This window comes from Mesorhizobium sp. CAU 1741, from assembly GCF_039839275.1.
In the GTDB taxonomy this organism is placed as follows: Bacteria; Pseudomonadota; Alphaproteobacteria; order Rhizobiales; family Rhizobiaceae; genus Aerobium.
In genome coordinates, this window is record NZ_JBDOQP010000002.1 from 1,112,961 (window position 1) to 1,133,264 (window position 20,304).

23 protein-coding genes and 1 tRNA gene are annotated in these 20,304 nt (G+C 65.3%); 17 read left to right on the top strand and 7 right to left on the bottom strand.

Annotated features, from left to right (window positions below; all coding sequences use genetic code 11):
• Positions 1–6 precede the first annotated feature (6 nt).
• Positions 7–1,023 carry a zinc ABC transporter substrate-binding protein ZnuA gene (gene znuA / locus AAFN84_RS12205; RefSeq protein WP_347514824.1) on the bottom strand — a complete coding sequence of 339 codons (1,017 nt, stop codon included), beginning with the start codon at positions 1,021–1,023 and terminating at the stop codon, positions 7–9.
• Between the two features lie 113 nt (positions 1,024–1,136).
• Between znuA and AAFN84_RS12210 the strand changes: the two genes are divergently transcribed.
• The 3 genes from AAFN84_RS12210 to AAFN84_RS12220 are packed head-to-tail and all read left to right on the top strand — an operon-like array spanning position 1,137 to position 3,185.
• The gene (locus AAFN84_RS12210; protein WP_347514825.1) at positions 1,137–1,988 is read left to right on the top strand and encodes a metal ABC transporter ATP-binding protein; all 852 of its coding nucleotides are present in this window, start codon (positions 1,137–1,139) and stop codon (positions 1,986–1,988) included.
• Complete coding sequence (locus tag AAFN84_RS12215) at positions 1,978–2,787, top strand: metal ABC transporter permease (RefSeq protein WP_347515122.1); 810 nt, start codon at positions 1,978–1,980, stop codon at positions 2,785–2,787. The genes AAFN84_RS12210 and AAFN84_RS12215 overlap by 11 nt, the downstream gene beginning before the upstream one ends.
• On the top strand, positions 2,784–3,185 hold the full coding sequence (locus AAFN84_RS12220; protein WP_347514826.1) for a Fur family transcriptional regulator: 402 nt from the start codon (positions 2,784–2,786) through the stop codon (positions 3,183–3,185). The genes AAFN84_RS12215 and AAFN84_RS12220 overlap by 4 nt, the downstream gene beginning before the upstream one ends.
• Before the next feature lie 24 nt (positions 3,186–3,209).
• Here AAFN84_RS12220 and AAFN84_RS12225 read toward each other — a convergent pair whose 3' ends face one another.
• Positions 3,210–4,631, bottom strand: coding sequence for a sodium:proton antiporter (locus AAFN84_RS12225; protein WP_347514827.1), 1,422 nt, complete (start codon positions 4,629–4,631; stop codon positions 3,210–3,212).
• A 168-nt stretch (positions 4,632–4,799) separates the two neighbouring features.
• Between AAFN84_RS12225 and AAFN84_RS12230 the strand changes: the two genes are divergently transcribed.
• Both AAFN84_RS12230 and AAFN84_RS12235 read left to right on the top strand, forming a co-directional pair.
• Positions 4,800–5,774, top strand: coding sequence for a complex I NDUFA9 subunit family protein (locus AAFN84_RS12230; RefSeq protein ID WP_347514828.1), 975 nt, complete (start codon positions 4,800–4,802; stop codon positions 5,772–5,774).
• A gap of 23 nt (positions 5,775–5,797) precedes the next feature.
• Entirely contained in the window at positions 5,798–6,553 is a 756-nt protein-coding gene (locus tag AAFN84_RS12235) for a sulfite exporter TauE/SafE family protein (protein WP_347515123.1), read from the top strand.
• A gap of 5 nt (positions 6,554–6,558) precedes the next feature.
• On the opposite strand, the gene AAFN84_RS12240 is transcribed toward AAFN84_RS12235, so the two are convergent.
• Positions 6,559–7,365 carry an undecaprenyl-diphosphate phosphatase gene (locus AAFN84_RS12240; protein ID WP_347514830.1) on the bottom strand — a complete coding sequence of 269 codons (807 nt, stop codon included), beginning with the start codon at positions 7,363–7,365 and terminating at the stop codon, positions 6,559–6,561.
• Between the two features lie 151 nt (positions 7,366–7,516).
• Between AAFN84_RS12240 and AAFN84_RS12245 the strand changes: the two genes are divergently transcribed.
• The 10 genes from AAFN84_RS12245 to AAFN84_RS12290 all read left to right on the top strand — a co-directional run bounded on the left by AAFN84_RS12245 (position 7,517) and on the right by AAFN84_RS12290 (position 16,441).
• Positions 7,517–8,209, top strand: coding sequence for a glutathione S-transferase family protein (locus AAFN84_RS12245; protein WP_347514831.1), 693 nt, complete (start codon positions 7,517–7,519; stop codon positions 8,207–8,209).
• Positions 8,209–9,372 carry a tRNA epoxyqueuosine(34) reductase QueG gene (gene queG, locus AAFN84_RS12250; RefSeq protein WP_347514832.1) on the top strand — a complete coding sequence of 388 codons (1,164 nt, stop codon included), beginning with the start codon at positions 8,209–8,211 and terminating at the stop codon, positions 9,370–9,372. The genes AAFN84_RS12245 and queG overlap by 1 nt, the downstream gene beginning before the upstream one ends.
• The gene (locus AAFN84_RS12255; protein ID WP_347514833.1) at positions 9,369–10,265 is read left to right on the top strand and encodes an SDR family oxidoreductase; all 897 of its coding nucleotides are present in this window, start codon (positions 9,369–9,371) and stop codon (positions 10,263–10,265) included. The genes queG and AAFN84_RS12255 overlap by 4 nt, the downstream gene beginning before the upstream one ends.
• A 114-nt stretch (positions 10,266–10,379) precedes the next feature.
• Positions 10,380–11,366 carry a penicillin-insensitive murein endopeptidase gene (gene mepA / locus AAFN84_RS12260; protein ID WP_347515124.1) on the top strand — a complete coding sequence of 329 codons (987 nt, stop codon included), beginning with the start codon at positions 10,380–10,382 and terminating at the stop codon, positions 11,364–11,366.
• Positions 11,367–11,444: 78 nt separating this feature from the next.
• Complete coding sequence (locus AAFN84_RS12265; protein ID WP_347514834.1) at positions 11,445–11,828, top strand: methylglyoxal synthase; 384 nt, start codon at positions 11,445–11,447, stop codon at positions 11,826–11,828.
• 32 nt (positions 11,829–11,860) lie between these two features.
• Positions 11,861–12,862, top strand: coding sequence for a glucokinase (locus AAFN84_RS12270; protein ID WP_347514835.1), 1,002 nt, complete (start codon positions 11,861–11,863; stop codon positions 12,860–12,862).
• A gap of 120 nt (positions 12,863–12,982) precedes the next feature.
• A complete protein-coding gene (locus AAFN84_RS12275; protein ID WP_347515125.1) occupies positions 12,983–14,785 on the top strand; it encodes an ABC transporter ATP-binding protein in 1,803 nt (600 codons plus the stop codon).
• 2 nt (positions 14,786–14,787) lie between these two features.
• On the top strand, positions 14,788–15,594 hold the full coding sequence (gene dapB / locus AAFN84_RS12280) for a 4-hydroxy-tetrahydrodipicolinate reductase (RefSeq protein ID WP_347515126.1): 807 nt from the start codon (positions 14,788–14,790) through the stop codon (positions 15,592–15,594).
• 29 nt (positions 15,595–15,623) lie between these two features.
• Positions 15,624–16,244, top strand: a complete 621-nt coding sequence (locus AAFN84_RS12285; protein ID WP_347514836.1) for a 2,3-bisphosphoglycerate-dependent phosphoglycerate mutase — start codon at positions 15,624–15,626, stop codon at positions 16,242–16,244.
• 112 nt (positions 16,245–16,356) lie between these two features.
• Positions 16,357–16,441, top strand: a tRNA-Leu gene (locus AAFN84_RS12290).
• A 66-nt stretch (positions 16,442–16,507) separates the two neighbouring features.
• On the opposite strand, the gene AAFN84_RS12295 is transcribed toward AAFN84_RS12290, so the two are convergent.
• Genes AAFN84_RS12295 through AAFN84_RS12310 form a run of 4 tightly spaced genes read right to left on the bottom strand, consistent with a single transcriptional unit; the run spans position 16,508 to position 18,916 of the window.
• Positions 16,508–16,987 carry a DoxX family protein gene (locus tag AAFN84_RS12295; RefSeq protein ID WP_347514837.1) on the bottom strand — a complete coding sequence of 160 codons (480 nt, stop codon included), beginning with the start codon at positions 16,985–16,987 and terminating at the stop codon, positions 16,508–16,510.
• Positions 16,980–17,711, bottom strand: a complete 732-nt coding sequence (locus tag AAFN84_RS12300) for a DNA-binding domain-containing protein (RefSeq protein ID WP_347514838.1) — start codon at positions 17,709–17,711, stop codon at positions 16,980–16,982. Before AAFN84_RS12300 ends, AAFN84_RS12295 begins: the two co-directional genes overlap by 8 nt.
• The gene (locus AAFN84_RS12305; RefSeq protein WP_347514839.1) at positions 17,701–18,582 is read right to left on the bottom strand and encodes a DUF692 domain-containing protein; all 882 of its coding nucleotides are present in this window, start codon (positions 18,580–18,582) and stop codon (positions 17,701–17,703) included. Before AAFN84_RS12305 ends, AAFN84_RS12300 begins: the two co-directional genes overlap by 11 nt.
• A gap of 52 nt (positions 18,583–18,634) precedes the next feature.
• Entirely contained in the window at positions 18,635–18,916 is a 282-nt protein-coding gene (locus AAFN84_RS12310; protein WP_347514840.1) for a DUF2282 domain-containing protein, read from the bottom strand.
• Between the two features lie 159 nt (positions 18,917–19,075).
• Here AAFN84_RS12310 and AAFN84_RS12315 point away from each other — a divergent pair, with 159 nt between their 5' ends.
• Positions 19,076–19,633, top strand: coding sequence for a sigma-70 family RNA polymerase sigma factor (locus AAFN84_RS12315; protein WP_347514841.1), 558 nt, complete (start codon positions 19,076–19,078; stop codon positions 19,631–19,633).
• A 1-nt stretch (position 19,634) separates the two neighbouring features.
• The gene (locus AAFN84_RS12320) at positions 19,635–20,273 is read left to right on the top strand and encodes an NrsF family protein (RefSeq protein ID WP_347514842.1); all 639 of its coding nucleotides are present in this window, start codon (positions 19,635–19,637) and stop codon (positions 20,271–20,273) included.
• Positions 20,274–20,304 lie beyond the last annotated feature (31 nt).

Sequence of the window (20,304 nt, forward strand, 5' to 3'; positions counted from 1 at the left end):
CCCCGCCTAGCCCTCCTGGGCAAGGCAGGTTGTAAGCGACGTGGTGAGATTGCGGATCAGGTCGAAATAGAGTTCCGGCCCGTCTTCGAGTTCGGCGCCGAGCGGATCGAGAACACCGCTGCGTGCCTGCGTCCCCTCGGCAACCACCGAGACGAGCCGCGGCTCGAACTGCGGCTCCGCGAAGATGCAGGTGGCGCCCAGTTCGGCAACCTTTTCCTGCATCTCGCTCAGGCGCTGGGCGCCGGGTATCGCTTCCGGGCTGACGGTGATCGAGCCCGCCGCGCTGATGCCGAAACGCTGCTCGAAATATTGATAGGCATCGTGGAAAACGACGAACCCCATGCCGCGTATGGGGTCGAGCGCCGAGGCCGTCTCCGCCATCAGCGCGTCGAGCCTGGCGGAGACCTCTGCCGCGTTTGCCGCATAGGTGGCGGCGTTCGACGGATCCGCTTTCGACAGCGCCTCTTCGATTTCATGGACCATGGCCTTGGCATTCATCGGGTCGAGCCACAGATGCATGTCCATGCCTTCATGGGCATGGTCTTCATGGTGGTCATGCCCCTCGTGGTCATGATCGTCATGTTCCTCGTGCGCCCCGTGGTCATGCTCACCCGCGTCGTGCGCATGATCGTGCCCGTCATCATGGTCATGGGCTTCAAAAGCGCCTCCTTCGCGAAAGCCGAGGCGCACGATGCCGTGAGCCTGCGAGAGTTCCACGACGGCGGCGTTGGCTGCGAGCGTCTCGAGCGGACGCTGAAGGAAAGGCTCGAGCCCCTCGCCGACCCAGAAGATCAGCTTCGCCTGCTCGAGGGCGCGGGCTTCGGACGGCCGAAGCGAATAGGTATGCGGAGAGGCGGCACCCTTGACCAGCAGCTCCGGGTTCCCCACCCCTTCCATCACGGCAGACACCAGCGAATGGATCGGCTTTACCGATGCAACGACCTCGTCGAAGGCGAATGCCGGGTACGGCATGACGGCAGCCGAGGCGAACAAGGCGGCGGCGGTGCAAAGACGAGTGTTCATGAGTGGCCTCTCCTGCATGGGGCTGGAACTATCCCGATGTGATGTAATGACATTACATTGCGAAATGCTATAACGTGTGCGATAGCCGAGTGACAACCCCGAAACGGACACGCATGCTCCAAAAATCCGCAACACCGACGCAGCAGGGTGACGTGCTCGTCAGCCTGAGAGGCGCTGGCGTCCATCGTGACGGGCGCTGGCTGGTTCGCAACGTCGACTTCGACATCAGGCCAGGCGAGATCGTCACGCTGATCGGCCCAAACGGGTCGGGCAAGAGCACCACGGCGCGTGTCGCCATCGGCGTCGTGAAGCCCGATGAAGGCGCGGTGGCGCGAAAGCCGAAACTGCGCGTCGGCTACGTCCCGCAGAAGCTGTCCATCGACTGGACGCTGCCGCTCACGGTGCAGCGCATGATGACACTGACGGGCCCTCACGACGCGCCGACGATCGCGGCCGCGCTCGAGGCCGTAGGCATCGCCCATCTGGGCCGCGCGCAGGTGCAGACGCTATCCGGCGGCGAGTTCCAGCGGGCGCTTCTTGCGCGCGCGATGCTGCGCAAGCCCGACCTCCTGGTGCTGGACGAGCCAGTGCAGGGCGTCGACTTTTCCGGCGAAGTCGCCCTTTACGAACTGATCGCCCGAATCCGCGACGAGACCGGCTGCGGCATACTGCTGATTTCGCACGATCTGCATGTGGTCATGGCTGCGACCGACACGGTCATATGCCTCAACGGCCATGTTTGCTGCCGGGGCACACCACAATCAGTGGTCGCCAGCGACGAATATCGCCAGCTCTTCGGCGGGCGGGCGGCGCAGACATTGGCCGTCTACCGCCACGACCACGATCATACCCATTTGCCCGACGGGCGCGTCATCCACGCCGATGGCTCCGTCACCGAGCATTGCCACGCCGAGGACGGTCATCACCACGATCACGCGCATGATGGTGCAAGCCATGCTCGATGACTTCTTCAGCCGCGCCGTCATTGCCGGGGTCGGTCTCGCATTGACGACCGGCCCGCTCGGCTGCTTCATCGTCTGGCGGCGGATGGCCTATTTCGGCGATACGATGGCGCATTCGGCACTGCTGGGTGTGGCCCTCGCCTTCCTGTTCGAGATCAACCTGACGATCGGGGTGTTCGTCGTCGCCACGCTCGCATCGCTGGCGCTTCTGGCGCTGCAGCGTCGGGGGGCGCTGTCGACGGACGCGCTGCTCGGCATCCTGTCGCATTCGACGCTTGCGCTGGGTCTCGTCATGATCGCCTTCATGACGTGGGTGCGGGTTGACCTGATGGGATTCCTGTTCGGCGATATCCTCGCGGTGTCCAGGCTCGACATCGCGATCATCTGGGCGGGCGGTGTGCTGGTGATCGGCGTTCTGGCGGTGTTCTGGAGTTCATTGCTTGCGGCAACCGTGAACGAGGAACTGGCGCAGGCGGAGGGCATGGCCCCTGCGCGCTCGCGGCTGGTGTTCATGCTGCTGATGGCGCTGGTCATCGCGATCGCGATGAAGCTGGTGGGCGTGCTGCTGATCACTGCCCTGATGATCATTCCCGCCGCGACGGCACGTCGCTTCGCGACGACGCCTGAACAGATGGCGGTGCTGGCTTCAGTGCTCGGCGCCCTGGCGGTGGTCGCCGGGCTGTTCGGCTCGCTCGAATTCGACACGCCCTCCGGCCCGTCTATCGTGGTCGCGGCGCTCGGCCTGTTCCTTGTCAGCCTGCTGCCGTATCTTTCGCGCCGCACAACCGGAAGCCCGACATGACGACGACGCATCCTGAACTCACTCGAAACCAGTCGCTGGTGCTCGGCGCGCTGACGCGGGCGGAAGGGCCGCTTTCGGCCTATACCATTCTCGACAAGCTCCGGGACGACGGCTTTCGCGCGCCGCTGCAGGTCTACCGGGCGCTCGAGAAGCTGCTCGACGCGGGACTGGTGCACCGGCTGGAATCGCTCAACGCATTCGTCGCCTGCGCCCATCCCCACTGCCACACCCAGGGGCTGATCACGTTCGCGATCTGCGAGGATTGCGGCCAGGTGGACGAGTTCTCCGACCCCGTGGTCCAGGAACGGCTGGGTGCGTGGTCCTCCGACCACGGCTTCAAGGCCGAGAAGACGACGATCGAGATCCGCGGCCATTGCGCCGCCTGCCTCGCCGGTTGAACCCGGCCCCGAAGGGCCGGGACGTCAGAGGAAGAACAGCAGGCTCGCCAGCGCGAACACCGGCACCAGCACGGCCAGCGACCACAGCATGTAGCCGAAGAAGCTGGGCATCGCGATGCCCTGCCCGCGCGCGATCGCGTAGACCATGAAATTGGGCGCGTTGCCGATATAGGTATTGGCGCCCATGAATACCGCGCCCGCCGAGATCGCCAGCAGCGTCTGCGACAGCGTCGTCATCAGCACCTGCGGATCGCCGCCCGCCATCTCGAAGAAGACGAGGTAGGTCGGTGCATTGTCGAGGAAGGACGACAGGATACCGGTCAGCCAGAAATAGGCGACATTGTCGGGTGCGCCGTCCGCCCCGGTGACGAGCGAGACGAGCGGTGCGAAAGCGCCGTCGAGCCCCGCCTGCAGGATCGCGATCACCGGTATGATGCAGATGAAGATGCCGGCGAAAAGCTTGGCAACCTCGAGGATCGGCTCCCAGTTGAAGCCGTTGGCCTCGCGGTATTCCTTGCGCGAGATCACCAGCGAGGTAAGCGCGAGGGCAACGATGATGACATCGCGCAACAGGTTCTGCAGCGCCAGTTCCACGCCATGCACGGTGAAATAGATTTCCGGCCGCCAGATGCCCGACATCAGGATGGCGGCAATGACGCCGCCCAGCAACGGCAGATTGGCGAGGCCGCGCAGGCGGATGCGGGAGTCGGGCGTGGGGTCCGGCAGCGGCGGACGCGCATCTTCCCGTCGATGCAGATAGGTGTCCAGCAGGAAGAAGATGGCGAGGACGAGCCCGCCGACGAAAGCGGCCGGCAGCGCCATATGCGTCGTGGTCCAGAAGAAGTCGACGCCGCGCAGGAAGCCCAGGAACAGCGGCGGATCGCCCAGAGGCGTCAGAGAACCGCCGATATTGGAAACGAGGAAGATGAAGAAGACGATGACGTGCACATTGTGCCGCCTGTCGTCGTTTGCGCGGATGATCGGCCTGATCAGGATCATCGACGCGCCGGTGGTGCCGACTACGGACGCGAGCAAGGCACCAATCAGGAGCATGCTGGTGTTGACCAGCGGCGTGCCGTGGATGTTGCCCGAGATCAGGATGCCGCCCGAAATCGTGAACAGCGCGAACAGCAGGATGATGAAGGACATGTATTCCAGCAGCATCGTATGGAGCACGGCATAGAGCGCTTCGCCAAACCCGAAGCCGATGATGAGCGGCACGATCACGAGAGCGGCCCAGAAGCCGGCGATCTTGCCGTAATGGTGCTCCCAGAAATGCGCGAAGAACAGCGGGCCGGTGGCGATGGACAGCAGGATGCCGGCAAACGGGATTGCCCACAGCAGGGGCATCGTGCCGCCCGGCAACCCATGGGCCTCGGCAGCGAATGCGACGTCCGGCATGGCAAGCACCGCCGCCACTGCCATGATACCCTTCGCAATTCGCATCGAACGTTCCTTCTCCCGGTTTTTGCGCGGTGCCTCTCTTAGCCTCCACGTCCCATCAGGAGAAGCAAAAAATTGGTGAGGCTGGATGGCGTCGGGACCAACGACGCCCTTTGCCTTTGGGCGCGAAGCGATTATTAAGCGGCTGAACAGGCAATTGGAGAGCCAGCGATGACCGTCGTCACAAAGGTCCCCCCGCTCGTCACCGTCTTCGGCGGGTCGGGCTTCCTCGGCCGCCAGGTGGTGCGTGCGCTGGCCCGGCGCGGATACCGCGTGCGCGTCGCTGTCCGCAACCCCAATCTCGCCGGCCACCTCCAGCCGCTTGGCAATGTAGGGCAGATCCAGGCGGTGCAGGCCAACCTGCGCGCGCGTTGGTCGGTCGATCGCGCCGTGCAGGGCGCCGACCATGTCGTCAATCTCGTCGGGATCCTCTTCGAACGCGGCCGCCAGACCTTCGGCGCCGTCCAGGAGTTCGGCGCGCGTGCCGCTGCCGAGGCCGCGCGTGCCCAGGGAGCATCGCTGGTGCATGTCTCGGCCCTCGGCGCCGACGAGGACTCGCCCGCGGCCTATGCACGCACCAAGGCTCGCGCCGAACGCGCGGTCATCGATACGGTCGCCGACGCCGTAATCTTCCGTCCCTCGATCCTGTTCGGGCCTGGCGACGGCTTCTTCAACCGGTTCGCCGCGATGTCGCGGCTGGCCCCGGCGCTGCCGCTGATCGGCGGCGGCGAGACGCTGCTGCAGCCAGCCTATGTCGGTGATGTCGCCGAGGCGATCGCGCTGGCGGTGGACGGCAAGGTCGAGGGCGGCAGGATCTACGACCTCGGCGGCCCGGAGATCAACAGCTTCAAGGGCTGGATGGAAGAGATGCTGCGCGTCGTGGATCGCAAGCGCATGCTCGTGCCGATTCCGTGGTCCGTCGCCGGCTTGATGGGCTCTGTCCTGGGCATGCTGCCCAACCCGCAGTTGACGCGCGACCAGGTTGAGATGCTGCGTACCGACAATGTCGTCTCGAAGGCGGCAGAGGAGGAGGGCCGTACGTTCGACGGCCTCGGCATCAGGCCGCAAGCGGCTGACGCGATCCTTCCCTCCTATCTCTGGCAATACCGCCAGACCGGACAATTCGCCCGGCCAGACGCCGTCTGATCGCCGCCGCTCCGGTGGGCCTGCTGGCGTTGCTTCCGCCGGGCATCGACGCGAGCGTGGCGCTGCTGCTGGTCGTGGCGTCGTTCTTCACCTCGGCGCTCACCGCGGCATTCGGGCTGGGCGGAGGCATCGCCATGCTGGCGCTGCTGGGCCTGTTCGTCCCTGTTGCCGCGCTCATTCCGGTGCATGGCGCTGTGCAGCTCGGCTCCAACACCGGACGCGCATGGCATCAGCGGGCGAATGTCAGGCGCGATATCTTCGCGCCGTTTCTCATCGGCTCGCTGATCGGCGCCGTGGCCGGGGCGATGGTGGTGGTGCAACTGCCCGACGCGTTTCTCAAGCTGCTGCTGGGCTGCTTCATCATCGTCGTCACCTGGGCGAAGATTCCCGGCTTCGACAGGCTGGGGCGCGCCGGTTTGGCGATCGGCAGTGCGATTACGGCGCTGATGACCATGTTCGTCGGTGCGACCGGTCCGCTACTGTCGGCCTTCTTCGCGCAGATCATTCCGGATGACCGGAAGGCGCTGGTGGCGACGCATGCTGCTGGCATGACGGTGCAGCACCTTCTCAAGGTGGTGGTTTTCGGACTGGCGGGCTTCGCCTTCGCGCAGTGGCTGCCATTGATCGCAATCATGGTCGCGTCGGGCTATCTCGGCACGGTCTACGGCACGGAATGGCTGGAAAAACTTCCGGAAGACACGTTCCGCCGCTGGTTCAGGGTCGGCATCACGCTGCTGGCGCTGGACATGATCCGGCGTGGGCTGCTCGCCACGTTCTGACGCGTTCAGGGCAGCGTCAGCAGCGCCACGAGCCCCAGGGTTCCGACGAGAATGCGCCAATAGGCGAAGGGTGCATAGCCGCGCCGTGAGACGAAATCGAGCAACCGCCTCACCACCAGCACGGCCGCCAGGAAAGCGAAGACGAAACCCGTCGCGATGATCGGCAGGTCGTCCGCCGAGAGGATGCCTCGATTCTGGTAGAGATCGAAGGCGAAGGCGCCGGCCATGGTCGGCATGGCGAGAAAGAACGAGAACTCGGCGGCCGACCGCTTGTCCGCGCCAAGGAGCAGCGCCCCGACGATGGTGGCACCGGAACGCGACGTGCCGGGGATCATCGCCATGCACTGGAACAGCCCGATGCCGAAATAGACCGACAGCGGATATTTCGACGCATCGGTGAATTTCGGCTCCACCACGCGGCGGTCGACCCACAGCAGGATGAACCCGCCGAGGATGAGCATCACGCAGATCAGGATCGGGCTTTCGAACAGCACGTTCTTGATGAACCCGTGCGCCAGCGCACCGATGATCGCGGCCGGCAGGAATGCGATGAGGATGCCGAGCACGAAGGTCTGCGTGCCACGATCGGACGGCAGCCTGACGAGCATCGTCCACAACCGTGCGAAATAGACGCTGAGGATGGCCAGCACCGCGCCAAGCTGGATTACCACCTCGAAAACCTTGCCGGTTGACTGAAAGCCCATCACTTGCCCGGCGAGCAATATATGGGCGGTGGAGGAGACCGGTATGAATTCGGTCAGACCCTCTAGCACGCCGAGGATTGCCGCCCCGACGATGGTCTGATCGCTCATGTCTGAATCTCCATCGCAGGAGGTGGTTGCTTGTCAGCTAACGGATGAACGCCTATAGGACGACACCGCCGCATCCCTGACTCAAGGGTACGGGCCAGAGACTTAATCGCGCGGCCTTAATAAAACCAGAACATCCTGTTCCGACGGTACCATGCTGACCCTCTTCCATCATCCGCTTTTTGCCGCGTGCCGCTTCGTGCGGCTATCTTTTGGCGAGTATGGCGAAGAACTGGCGCTGATCGAGGAAAAGCCCTGGCAGCGCCGCAAGGAGTTCCTGACGCTCAATCCCGCCGCAACGCTGCCGGTGCTGCTGGCGGAGGGCGATTCGCCGATCGTCGGCGCCACCGTGATCGCCGAATACATCGACGAGACGCGCGGCGTGCTCAAGCGCGACAAGCGGCTGTTTGCCGAGGATCCCTTTGCGCGCGCCGAAATCCGGCGGCTGGTCGACTGGTATTTGGTGAAGACCGAAGCCGACGTCATCCGCCACCTGGTGCGCGAACGGGTCCTCAAGCCGGTGATGGGGAGCGAATTCGGCGGCGGATCGCCCGATTCAACTGCCATCCGCGCGGCGCGGGCCAATGTGCGCCAGCACATGAAATACACCAACTGGCTGGCGGGAACGCGCAACTGGCTGGCAGGCTCCCGCCTTACCTATGCGGATCTGGCCGCGGCAGGCTCGCTGTCGGTACTGGACTATCTCGGCGAGGTGCACTGGAGCGACTATCCCGCAGCCAAGGACTGGTACACGCGCATGAAGTCGCGCCCGTCGTTTCGGACGCTGCTGTCCGATCGTGTACGCAGCCTGTCGCCCGTCTCCCACTACGCCGATCTCGACTTCTGATGACGCACGGCCTGAACCCTGTCCCCAAGGACCGGCTTCGGGATTTGCTGAACCTCGAAGCGGGCAAGCTCGGCTTCGACGCGCTCGCGGTCGCTTCGCCCGACGCCACGCCGCTCGCCTCGGCACGGCTGGCGGAGTACGTCGCAAAAGGACGGCACGGCTCGATGGAGTGGCTGGCGGAGACGCTGGAGCGGCGCGGCGACCCGCGCTCGCTGTGGCCCGAGGTGCGGTCCGTCATCATGCTGGGCATGAATTACGGCCCGGATGAAAACCCGCTCGACCTGCTGCAGCACAAGGACCGCGCCGCGATCTCGGTCTATGCCCGGCATCGCGACTATCACGATGTGATCAAGGGCAGGCTGAAGGAGCTGGCGCAGAAATTCGCCGCCCGCAGCGGCGCCGACGTGAAGGTCTTCGTCGACACGGCGCCGGTGATGGAAAAGCCCCTTGCCGAAGCCGCAGGCATCGGATGGCAGGGCAAGCACACCAATCTCGTCAGCCGCGAATTCGGTTCGTGGCTGTTTCTCGGCTCGATCTTCACCACCGCCGAGCTGGCTCCTGACGAGGCCGAAAGCGACCACTGCGGATCGTGCCGCGCCTGTCTCGACATCTGCCCCACGGACGCATTTCCCGCCCCCTACCAGCTCGATGCGCGGCGCTGCATCTCGTATCTGACGATCGAGAACAAGGGCCCTATTCCGCGCGAGTTCCGGGCCGCGATCGGAAACCGCATCTATGGGTGCGACGATTGCCTCGCCGCATGCCCCTGGAACAAGTTCGCCCGCAGCGCCTCCGAAGCAAAGCTCGTCGCGCGCGCCGATCTGCGCGAGCCGAAGATCGGTGATCTCCTCGCGCTCGACGATACCGCGTTCCGTGCGCTGTTTTCCGGTTCTCCGGTCAAGCGCATCGGTCGCGACCGCTTCATCCGAAACGTGCTGATTGCTGCCGGGAACTCGAATGACCCATCGCTTGAACCTGGTGTCGGAGCACTCCTTGGCGATCCTTCGCCGGTCGTTCGCGGTGCGGCGATCTGGGCTCTGTCGAAACTCGTCGAGGCTGACGCATTGCGCCGGATGATCGCAAACCTGCCGCAGGACGAGGATGACGACGTCGCCCTTGAACGCGATGCAGCGTTGGCCGAACTGGCCGGAGACCATTCATGACAATGCGACTGTTCATCTTCGGGGCCGGATATTCCGGCCGCGCGATCGCCCGCGAGGCACTGGCCGGCGGCCACGCCGTGGCGGGTACAACCCGCTCGCCGGAGAATGCAAAAGTCCTGCCGCAGATCGGAATCCGTCCTTTCCTGTTCGATGGCAGCGCACCCTCGGCGGAAATGCTGGCCGAACTGGCGGGAACGACGCATCTGGTCGTCGCGATCGCGCCGGGAGAAGCCGACCCGGTTCTGGCCGCCGCCGAAGACATCATTGCCCGGTCGATGCCGGCGCTGCGCTGGATCGGCTATCTCTCCACGGTCGGCGTCTACGGCGACCATGGCGGCGAATGGGTGGACGAACAGAGCGAATGCCGGCCGGTGTCGCGGCGGTCGCGCCAGCGTGACGACGCCGAACGGCAATGGCTCGCGCTTGGCGAGACATTAAGCAAGCCGGTGGCGATCCTGCGCCTATCCGGCATCTACGGTCCCGGACGCAACGCGCTGGTCAATCTCCAAAAGGGAACCGCGCGCCGTATCATCAAGCCGGACCAGGTCTTCAACAGGATCCATGTCGACGACATTGCCGGCGCGGCGATGCTGCTTGCCAAGCAAGAGACCGGCGGCGTCTTCAACATCACCGATGACGAACCGGCGCCGCCACAAGATGTCGTCGCCCATGCGGCCGCGCTGATGGGCGTGCCGCCGCCGCCCGAAATCGCCTTCGACGACGCCGAGATGACGCCAATGGCGCGCTCGTTCTATGGCGAGAACAAGCGCGTTTCCAATGCCCGCATCAAAGGACTGGGCTATCGCTTCCGGTTCCCTGACTATCGCACAGCGCTCGACGCGCTGTGGCGAAATGGAACCTGGGCGGATGCACAATCGACGGCGCCGTTCTGAACGGTTAGGATTCGGTTAACCTTGCTGCGCCCATGTTGGTGCGGGGGCGCGGGTTCCGTCATTCGGAGACACGGAATGAGACTTTCAGCGGCCATGCGGCGCCTTCTATCGGCGATGATCGGCGTCGCCACGATACTCGGGGTTGCGCCCGTGAGCGCGGACCCGCTTGCCAAGGATGCCTTCGGTTCGCACCACCTGCCGGCGGCGACACGTGCCGCCGCACACGGATTCTATTCCAAGGGCTGCTTTTCGGGCGGCCTCGCCATGGCGGTCGATGGCCCCAACTGGCAGGCGATGCGTCTGTCGCGCAATCGCCGCTGGGGCCATCCGGAGATGATCGCTCTGCTCGAGCGGCTGTCCCGCGAGGCGACCCAGGATGGTTGGCCGGGCCTGCTTCTGGGCGACATATCGCAGCCGCGTGGCGGACCGATGCTGTCCGGCCATGCCTCGCACCAGATCGGTCTCGATGCTGACATCTGGTTCGTTCCGATGCCAACCGATCAGCGGCTTTCGGCCTCGCAGCGCGAATCGATGGAATTCGTCTCGATGCTGAAGCCCAATTCGCTTTATGTCGACGACCGCAAATGGACACCTGCGCATGCCGGCGTGCTCAAGCGGGCGGCGAACTATTCAAACGTCGAGCGCATTCTCGTGCACCCCGGCATCAAGAAGAAGCTGTGCGACACCGTCAGGGGCGATCGCTCATGGCTGCGCAAGGTTCGGCCGTTCTGGGGTCATGACTCCCATTTCCACATTCGTATCGGCTGTCCGGCCGGTTCTCCCAATTGTCGTGCGCAGGACCCGGTGCCGCGCAGCGAGGGCTGCGATTCGTCACTTGCGTGGTGGTTCACTGAAGAACCGTGGAGGCCCGCCACCGGACCCGCACAGCCGCGCGCCCGCGACGTGATGCGGCTGTCGGCATTGCCCGCCGCCTGCGCGGCGGTGCTCTCCGCACCCGCGCCGGCCTCCGAGGCTGCCGTCACGGTGACGGGAGGCAGCCGCATGCTGGCCACCGGGGGCACGCCGCCCGTTTCGGCAAATGCCTACGCGCCGACGCCGGAGCGGTCCATTCCGCTTCCGTTTTCCCGGCCGACGAACTGACCTGGTTTCTTGACAGGGCGGCGGCTTCTCCATAGAGACTTCTCTAAATCGATTTAACCCAGATTCGGATGTGATCCCGTGGCAGACCGTCTACGGCTCGCCCTCATCGCGCACGATGCCAAGAAGGATGACCTCGTCGCCTTCTGCGCCGCCCATGCGACAGTCCTCGCGCTTTGCGACATCGTCGCGACGGGGACCACCGGGCGCCGCATCGCCGAAGCCGATCCGGCGCTGCGGGTCCGTCCGCTCAAGAGCGGCCCATTGGGAGGCGACCAGCAGATCGGCGCGCTGATCGCCGAGGGCCTCGTCGACATGGTGATCTTCCTGGTTGATCCGCTGACCCCGATGCCGCATGACGTCGACGTGAAGGCTTTGATGCGGCTTGCCGTCGTCTATGATATTCCGCTGGCGCTCAACCTCGCCACGGCGGAAATGATCATCGGCGTTCACGAGGCGCGATAGACGGCCGCAACAGACTGGACCCACGCGACGACATGCTGAAATTTCCCGTTCTGATCGGCGATATCGGCGGCACCAATGCCCGCTTTGCCATCCTCGTCGACGCCTATGCGGCCCCGAAAGAGTTCCCGACCGTCCGCACCGCCGACTTCGCGACGATTGACGACGCCATCCAGCAAGCCATCCTCGACAAGACGTCCATCCTGCCGCTTTCCGCTGTGCTGGCCGTGGCAGGGCCGGTCGACGGCGACGAGATCGAGTTGACCAATTGCGACTGGGTGGTGAAGCCCAGGCAGATGTTCGAAACACTGGGCTTGCGCGAAGTGCTGGTGCTCAACGATTTCGAGGCACAGGCGTTGGCCGTGGTGGCTCTGGGCGCGGAACATCTGGAAAAGATCGGCGGCGGTGAAGCCGAGGACGGCATGGGCAAGGTGGTTCTGGGACCCGGCACCGGCCTTGGCGTTGCCGGGCTCGTCCATTCGCGCAACATATGGATACCGGTGCCGGGCGAAGGCGGACACGTCGACATAGGCCCGCGCAGCGCACGCGATTTCGAGGTGTTCCCGCATATCGAGCGCATCGAGGGGCGCATTTCCGCCGAACAGATCCTGTGCGGACGCGGGCTGGTGAACCTCTACCGCGCGGTCGCCACCGCCGACGGCGTGCCACCGCGCTTCACCACGCCGGCCGAGATCACCACCGCCGCGCTGGACGGCAGCGACGCGACGGCGGTCGAGGCGCTCAACATCTTCGTCACCTGCCTCGGGCGGCTCGCCGGCGACCTGGCGCTGGTCTTCATGAGCCGTGGCGGTGTCTACCTGACCGGCGGTATCGCCCAGAAGATCATTCCCTGGCTGAAGAACGGACTGTTCCGCGCCGCCTTCGAGGACAAGGCGCCGCACAGCGCCATGGTGCGCGAAATGCCGGTCTATGTGATCACCCATCCGCTCGCGGCGCTGACCGGCCTTGCGGCCTATGCCTGCACGCCGGAGAGTTTTGGGGTCGAGACTTCCGACCGCCACTGGATCAGGGACTGAGCCAGGCGGCCAGGCCAATTCGCGTGAATGGGCGTTGCGCGCGCGCCCTCGAGAGGGCATAGCCACGCGGACGAACGGAGCGTGAGGATATTCGGCTTGGCTTCAGCCAATGACAGGCGGATGGCGGGGATCGAACGGGGGGACATCCTGCCCGTGCTCAAGCGCGTTCTTTCGGAAAACGCACGCGACTATACCGGCCTCTATGCAGCCGCGATCGCCTGCCTGCTCGCCGTAGCAGCGGCAACCGCCTTCATCCCCTGGGTGATGCGCCCCCTGATCGACGACGTGTTCTATCGCGAGCAATATGCGCTGATCCCCTGGATCTGCGGCGCGATCGCCACCGTCTTCGTCATCCGCGGGCTTGCCACCTATGGCCAGGCGGTCATTCTCGCCCGCATCGGCAACAATCTCGTCGCCCGCTACCAGCAGCGCATCTTCGACCACCTGATGCGGCTGGGGCTCGACTTCTACACCGAGCAGCGCTCGGGGCGCCTCGCGGCCCAGATCAACGAAAACGTGCTCGGCGTGCGCGAGATGCTGAGCATGACGCTGAAGTCGATCGCCGGCGACGCGGTGCTGCTGGTCGCGCTGGTGGCAGCGATGATCGCGCTCGATCCGATGCTGTCACTCATCGCGCTGCTCATCGGCCCGCCGCTGATCTACGCCGTCAACCGTATCATGCGCCGGCTGCGCCGCGTCGCGCGCCAGGCGGTCGAGGTGAACGCCCGGCTCGTCGGGGCCATGCAGGAGACCACCCAAGGCATCGCCGTGGTCAAGGCATTCACGATGGAAGAGCAGCTCTCCCGCCGGATGAAGACGCTGATACAGGAAGCCGAGCAGCGCGCCAACAAGATCGCCACCGTATCGGAGCGCGTCACGCCGATCTCGGAGACGCTGGCGGGTTTCGCCATTGCAGGCGTGATCGCTTATGCCGCATACCGTTCTTCGACCGAAGGCACGCCGCCCGGCTCGGTTTTCGCCTTCATCACCGCACTGCTGTTGGCCTACGACCCGGCACGCAAGCTCGCCCGCGTCCAGGTCAACCTGGAAAAGGCGCTGGTCAACGCCCGCATGATCTACGAATTGCTGGACATCGAGCCGCGCCAGCGTGACCGCGACGGGGCCGGCGTCCTCGACGTCTCCGGAGGCGACGTCGTCTTCGACGAGGTGTCGTTCGATTACCACCCGGGCCAACCGGTGCTGCGCGCGGTGAGCTTCCGCGCGGAGGCGGGAAAGACGACCGCCATCGTCGGCAGTTCGGGCGCCGGAAAGTCGACGATCGTCGGGTTGATCCAGCGCTTCTACGACCTCACCTCGGGAACGATCCGCATCGACGGCCAGGACATTGCGCGTGTGACCAAGGCGTCGCTGCGTGCCCGCATCGCCTATGTCTCGCAGCAGCCCTATCTCTTCGAGGGCTCGGTGCGCGACAACATCCGCTACGGCAGGCCTGACGCGACCGACGCCGAGGTCGAGGAAGCCGCAAGGCTCGCCCATGCAGAAGAGTTCATCCGCCATATGCCGGACGGCTATGCGACGCTAGTGGGAGAGAACGGTGTCACGCTTTCCGGCGGCCAGCGCCAGCGCCTGTCTATCGCCCGCGCCATCGTGCGTAACGCACCGATCCTGCTGCTCGACGAGGCGACCTCGGCGCTGGACACGGAATCGGAATCGCTCGTCCAGCAGGCTTTGGAGACGGTGATGCAGGGCCGCACCACCATCGTCATCGCACATCGGCTGTCGACAGTCGTGAAGGCCGATCATATCGTGGTGATGGAGGCCGGACGCGTGGTCGAGGAAGGCACGCATGCGCGGCTTCTGGAAAGCCCCGCCGGCATCTATGCGCGCTTCTACAGCCTGCAGGCGGAACATCGCCCGGGCGGGGCGGGCTTGCTGAGCGAAACGCAGGGGGACGCGCCGTGAGCATGGGTCTGGTCGTCGTGGGGGCAGCGGGCCGGATGGGCCGCACTTTGATCCGCGCCATCCACGAGGCGCCGGGGGCGGAACTTTGCGGCGCCGTCGAGCGCGAGGGTTCGGCCTTCGTCGGCCAGGATGCGGGCGAACTCGCCGGCGTCGGCAAGCTCGGGGTGTCGATCTCTGACGATCCGCTGCAGGCCTTTGCGTCGGCCGACGGCGTGCTCGACTTCACTGCGCCAGCCGCCACCGTGCAGTTTTCCGGCTATGCCGCACAGGCGCGCATCGCCCACGTGATCGGCACGACGGGGTGTTCTCCAGAGGACGACGCCAGGATAGCGGCGGCCGCGCGCCACGCCCCCATCGTCAAGTCCGGCAATATGAGCCTCGGCGTCAACCTGCTCGCCGTGCTGGTGGAACAGGCGGCACGCGCGCTCGACGCTGCCGATTTCGACATCGAGGTGCTCGAGATGCACCATCGCCACAAGGTCGACGCGCCATCGGGCACGGCGCTGCTTCTCGGCCAGGCGGCGGCCACCGGCCGCGGGATCGACCTTGCCGACAATGCCGTGCGCGTGCGCGACGGCCATACCGGGCCCCGCGAGGAAGGCGCGATCGGCTTTGCCACGCTGCGTGGCGGCTCGGTCGTCGGCGACCACTCCATCATCCTTGCGGGCCCCGGCGAGCGCATCGTCCTGTCTCACCACGCCGAAGACAGGGCGCTGTTCGCGCGTGGCGCCGTCAAGGCAGCCCTATGGGCGCATGCACGCAAGCCGGGGCTCTATTCGATGCGCGACGTGCTCGGTCTCGGCGCCTGAATTCATCCAGACACAACGAGGAGTATCCCATGTCCGGAACGCTGGTTCTCGTCCGTCACGGCCAGAGCGAATGGAATCTCAAGAACCTGTTCACCGGCTGGCGCGATCCCGGCCTCACGGAGCAGGGGCATGCCGAGGCCAAGGCCGCCGGCGCCAAGCTTGCGGAGCGAGGCTTCCGCTTCGACATTGCCTATACCTCGGTGCTGACGCGTGCCCAGGTGACCTGCGACCACATCCTTCAGGCCGTCGGCCAGGCCGATCTGGAAACCATCCGGGACGTGGCGCTCAACGAGCGCGACTACGGCGATCTCTCCGGCCTCAACAAGGACGATGCCCGCGCCAAGTGGGGCGAGGAACAGGTGCATGTGTGGCGCCGTTCCTACGACGTGCCGCCGCCCGGCGGCGAGAGCCTGCGCGACACCGGCGCACGCGTCTGGCCCTACTACATGCATGACATCCAGCCGCATGTGCTGCGCGGCGAGACGGTACTGGTCGCCGCCCACGGCAACTCGCTGCGGGCGCTGATCATGGCGCTGGACGGCATGACCGGCGAAGAGGTGGTGAAGGTGGAACTGGGCACCGGCGTGCCGATCGTCTACCGGCTGAATGCCGACTCCACCGTGGCTTCGAAGGAAATCCTCGAAGGCTGAGCTTTGTCGCGAGATTGTCATTGACACCATCGGTGCGCCCGCTTACATCGGCGGCGCACCACGCGTAACCGGGCCGGCTTTCAGCCTGCCCTCAGGGACACGCGGTCATCTAGCCCAGGTGGCGGAATTGGTAGACGCGCACGGTTCAGGTCCGTGTGCCGCGAGGCGTGGAGGTTCGAGTCCTCTCCTGGGCACCACTTTCCCTTGAAGAATATCGACGTGAACGCGGCGGATGCCGCGTCGACATGGGTTGTCTTGCACGCTCAAGGCGATGGCGTTCGTCGTGCGATCGCGTGATCGAGGGACCAGCGGCCCGGCCCGAACTTCACCAGCATCAACAGGCAAACGGCCCAGAGCCCATGGGTCTGCCAGGCTTCCGGATAGACGAAGATCTGGATCGTGGCGGTCATGAGCAGAAGCGCGAGTGCAGAGAACCGCGTGGCCAGACCGGCAATGAGCAGGATCGGCAAGACGTGCTCGGCGGCGGTGGCAAGGTAGGCCGCAAGCCGATGGTCGATCAATGGCAGCGCGTATTCGTGCTGGAACAGAAAGAATGTCTGGTCCTTGATCGCGAAGCCGTCGACCTTGGTGCGGCCCGACCACCAGAAGACGGAGCCGACGATCGCGCGCGCAAGCAGCGCCATCGGGTCGTAGGCAAGGCGTGCGCACAGATCGTTGGCCGTACGGGTCAGCCCGGTCACCGTGACCGCGCGCCCCGTGCCGAGGCTGGGATTGTCATGCATGATGGTCTCCTTCGGTAGGGTCGCAGAGCGCACCCATGGCCGCGAGCGTGCGATACGCCGGCATGCGATCGGCTGTTGCCAGTAGTGGACGGTCTTGCCGCGTGAGGTCGGCGATAATGTCCGCCTGGGCGTCCTCGAGAAGATGGCAATGGACGGTCATTTCCGGACGCGTCAGCAGAACGCTTTGCGCGCGCCCGAGACTGATTGCGACCGGCTGGCTGCCCGGCTGGTTGGCGGTCCAGATCGAATGGATCGGGAACGGCGAACGGATCAACTGCGCGGCCGGATGGAGTGCGATGGACCCCGCCGCATCGACGTCGGCGGGTGCCAATGCGCGTCGGTCCGCCGCGTGGTAGGCACGGATGCGTGCCGCCTCCAGCGCGGCTACATCGCCGAGATAAGGCAGTCCCGCCGCCGGAGGAAAGCCGGCGATGAAGGCCGGCAAGCGGTCGCCGTAATGCATCAGGACCGGAGACCTCGGCGGGCATCCGACGACATATTCGCGCGCCATCGCCCTGAAGAAGGCGACACCGACGAGGCGCTGGACGACCGGAAAGCTGCCTGCGAGCGCGTCGATCAACCCGGATATGACATTGTTGCGATAGACCGAGAACCGCTCGTCGCGCTGGCCCGGCAGGTCTCGGAACAGCCTTGCCGGCGTCGCGGCGCCCGGATCGGCGACAGCGGCGGCGAAGGACGACTGAAAGTCCGCCTCACGCGTCATGGGTGGTCTCCCGCGCGGCGTTCGGCGACATGACGGCGATGCGCGCGGCGAGGGCCTGCGCCCGACGGACATCGGCATAAAGCACCGCCCATTCCGGCACGTCGTTGTCCCATTCGATCAGCGTCGGGACAGGTCCGCTTGCGGCGACGACATCGGCGTAGAGTTGCCACACCGGATCGGCCACGGCGGCGGAGTGCGAGTCGATCAGCAACGGCGTGCCGTCCGACAGCGCGTCCTCGTGGTGGCCGCCGAGATGGATCTCCCGCACTGCGTGAAGCGGGAAGGTGGCGAGATAGTCACGCGCGGAACGGTCGTGATTGACGCTCGAAACGAAGACATTGTTGATGTCGAGCAGAAGGCCGCAACCGGTGCGGCGCACGATTTCTCCCAGGAAGGCGGTCTCCTCGATCGTGCTTCCTTCGAAGTCGACATAGGTCGACGGATTTTCGAGCAGCATCTGCCGGCCAAGCGCCTCCTGAACCGCGTCGATGTGGTCGCACACGCCGTCCAGCGTAGCTTGCGTGTAAGGCAGGGGCAGCAGGTCGGCGAAATAGTTCTCGCCATGGCTCGACCAGGCGAGATGCTCGGAGAAGCTCGCCGCCTGGTAGCGCTCGCAGACGTGCCGGATGCGAGAGAGATGCGTGCGGTCGAGCGGTTGCGGCGCGCCGATATTGAGCCCGACGCCGTGGATCGAAAGCGCGTAGTCCTGCGCAAGCCGGCCGAGCTGGGCATGGACGGGACCGCCCGCGCCCATGAGGTTCTCGGCATGGACTTCCAGGAAGGCGAGGGTTGGCCGGGTCGTCAGGATGTCGGCGAAATGGCGGCTCTTGAAGCCGACGCCGACACCGGCGGGAAGATCTGAAGGGGTCATGTGCAGACACCTGTGTGAATGGCGCTGCCGCTAACGGCAGCGCCTGTTGATGTCAGGATTCACGCTCGATCGGCTCGAGCGATCCCATGCCCATCGGGGTGTCGATCTCGGCGCAGGTGCCGGCGGGGACCAGCTTCCAGGCATTTCCCTGGTAGTCCATGGTGGACGTGCCGGCGCATGTGGTGCCGGGACCGGCCGCACAGTCGTTCTCGCCGGCAAGCGAGACGCCGTAGCACTTCTCCATGTCGTCCTGGGCAAGCGACGGCGTGGCGGAAAGCGCCATTGCGGCGGTGAGCGAGCCGGCGGCGATGAGAATGCGGAGTTCTGGCTTCATGATAGTTTCTCCTCTTGGAACTGGACGACACCAAATGTGCGCGTCACAAGTCCATTCGGAGCGGCTGCCACGGATGTTACGTCATCACGGCTTCGTGTTGTTCATGTGAAACCGCGTCCGGGTGTAACGAAACGGACGGGCGTGACGAAAAGGCAATCAATGGCGCAGTTCGACGAGGAGACGCTGGCGGGCCTGATGCGGCGTGCCAATGGTGGCGAGGCCCCGGCCTATGCCGCCTTCCTGAGAGCTGCGCTGCCGATGCTGCGGCAGATCGCGCGGCGAGAACTCGAACGCGCCGGGGGCCGTGGCGACGACCCGGAAGACATCGTGCAGGAGGCCATGCTGGCAATGCACCTCAAGCGCCATACATGGCGCGAGGATGAACCGATCGGTCCATGGATCAGGGCGATCACGCGATACAAGGCGATCGACTACATGCGCAGGCGCGGGCGGACGGCAGAAAGGGTCGACATCGACGCGGTTGCGGAGCATCTCGCCGCCCCGGGCAACGAGGATCCGACACTTCGCACCGACCTTGAGCGCTCTGTCGAGCGCCTTGAGGGCAAGTCCGGCGCGATCGTGAAGGCTGTCGGGCTCGAAGGCGAGGACATATCGGCTGTGGCCAGGCGCATGGCGATGAGCGACGGAGCCGTTCGCGTCGCCTTGCACCGGGGCCTGAGACGGCTGGCCGCATTGCGTGTTCGGGAGGGCAACTGACATGGAAACGGAAAAGCTGATCGCCGCGCTGGCGCAGGACGTGCAGCCCCGTGAAAGCGGCGTGCGGGCAATGTGGCTTACCGCCGGCGCCGTAGGCCTTGCCGCTGTGCTGCTGGCGTTCGTCGTCTTTGTCGGTCCACGCTCCGATATCGCTTCCGCGCTCGAGACACCGCGCTTCCTGCTGAAGCCCTTCATCACCGGAATTCTGTTCGCCTCGGGCTTCGCGGCGCTCTTCCGGCTGATGCGGCCAGGTGTGCGGCTGGAGCGCTACGCTTTGGCGCTGCTCGCCGCGCCGGCCATTCTCGCCGCAGCGGTGCTTGCCGAGATGATCCTGCTTCCGGTGGATCTCTGGCGCGATCAGCTTGTCGGCACCAATGCGCTGGACTGCCTCACCGTCCTGCCCCTGATGTCGGCAGCCCCGCTGCTGGTCTTCATCTGGGCTCTGCGGCAGGGTGCGCCGACCCGACCGGTACTTTCGGGCGCCATCGCCGGCCTTTCGGCGGCGGGGCTCGGCGGAACCTTCTACGCGCTGAACTGCACCGACGACAGCCCGTTTTTCGTGATGACCTGGTATCCGCTCGCAACGCTGATCGTGGTCGGCGCCGGGGCGTTGCTCGGCTGGAAGCTGCTCAGATGGTAAGGCGGCGGAGCGGTTACTGACGGCTCTGGCA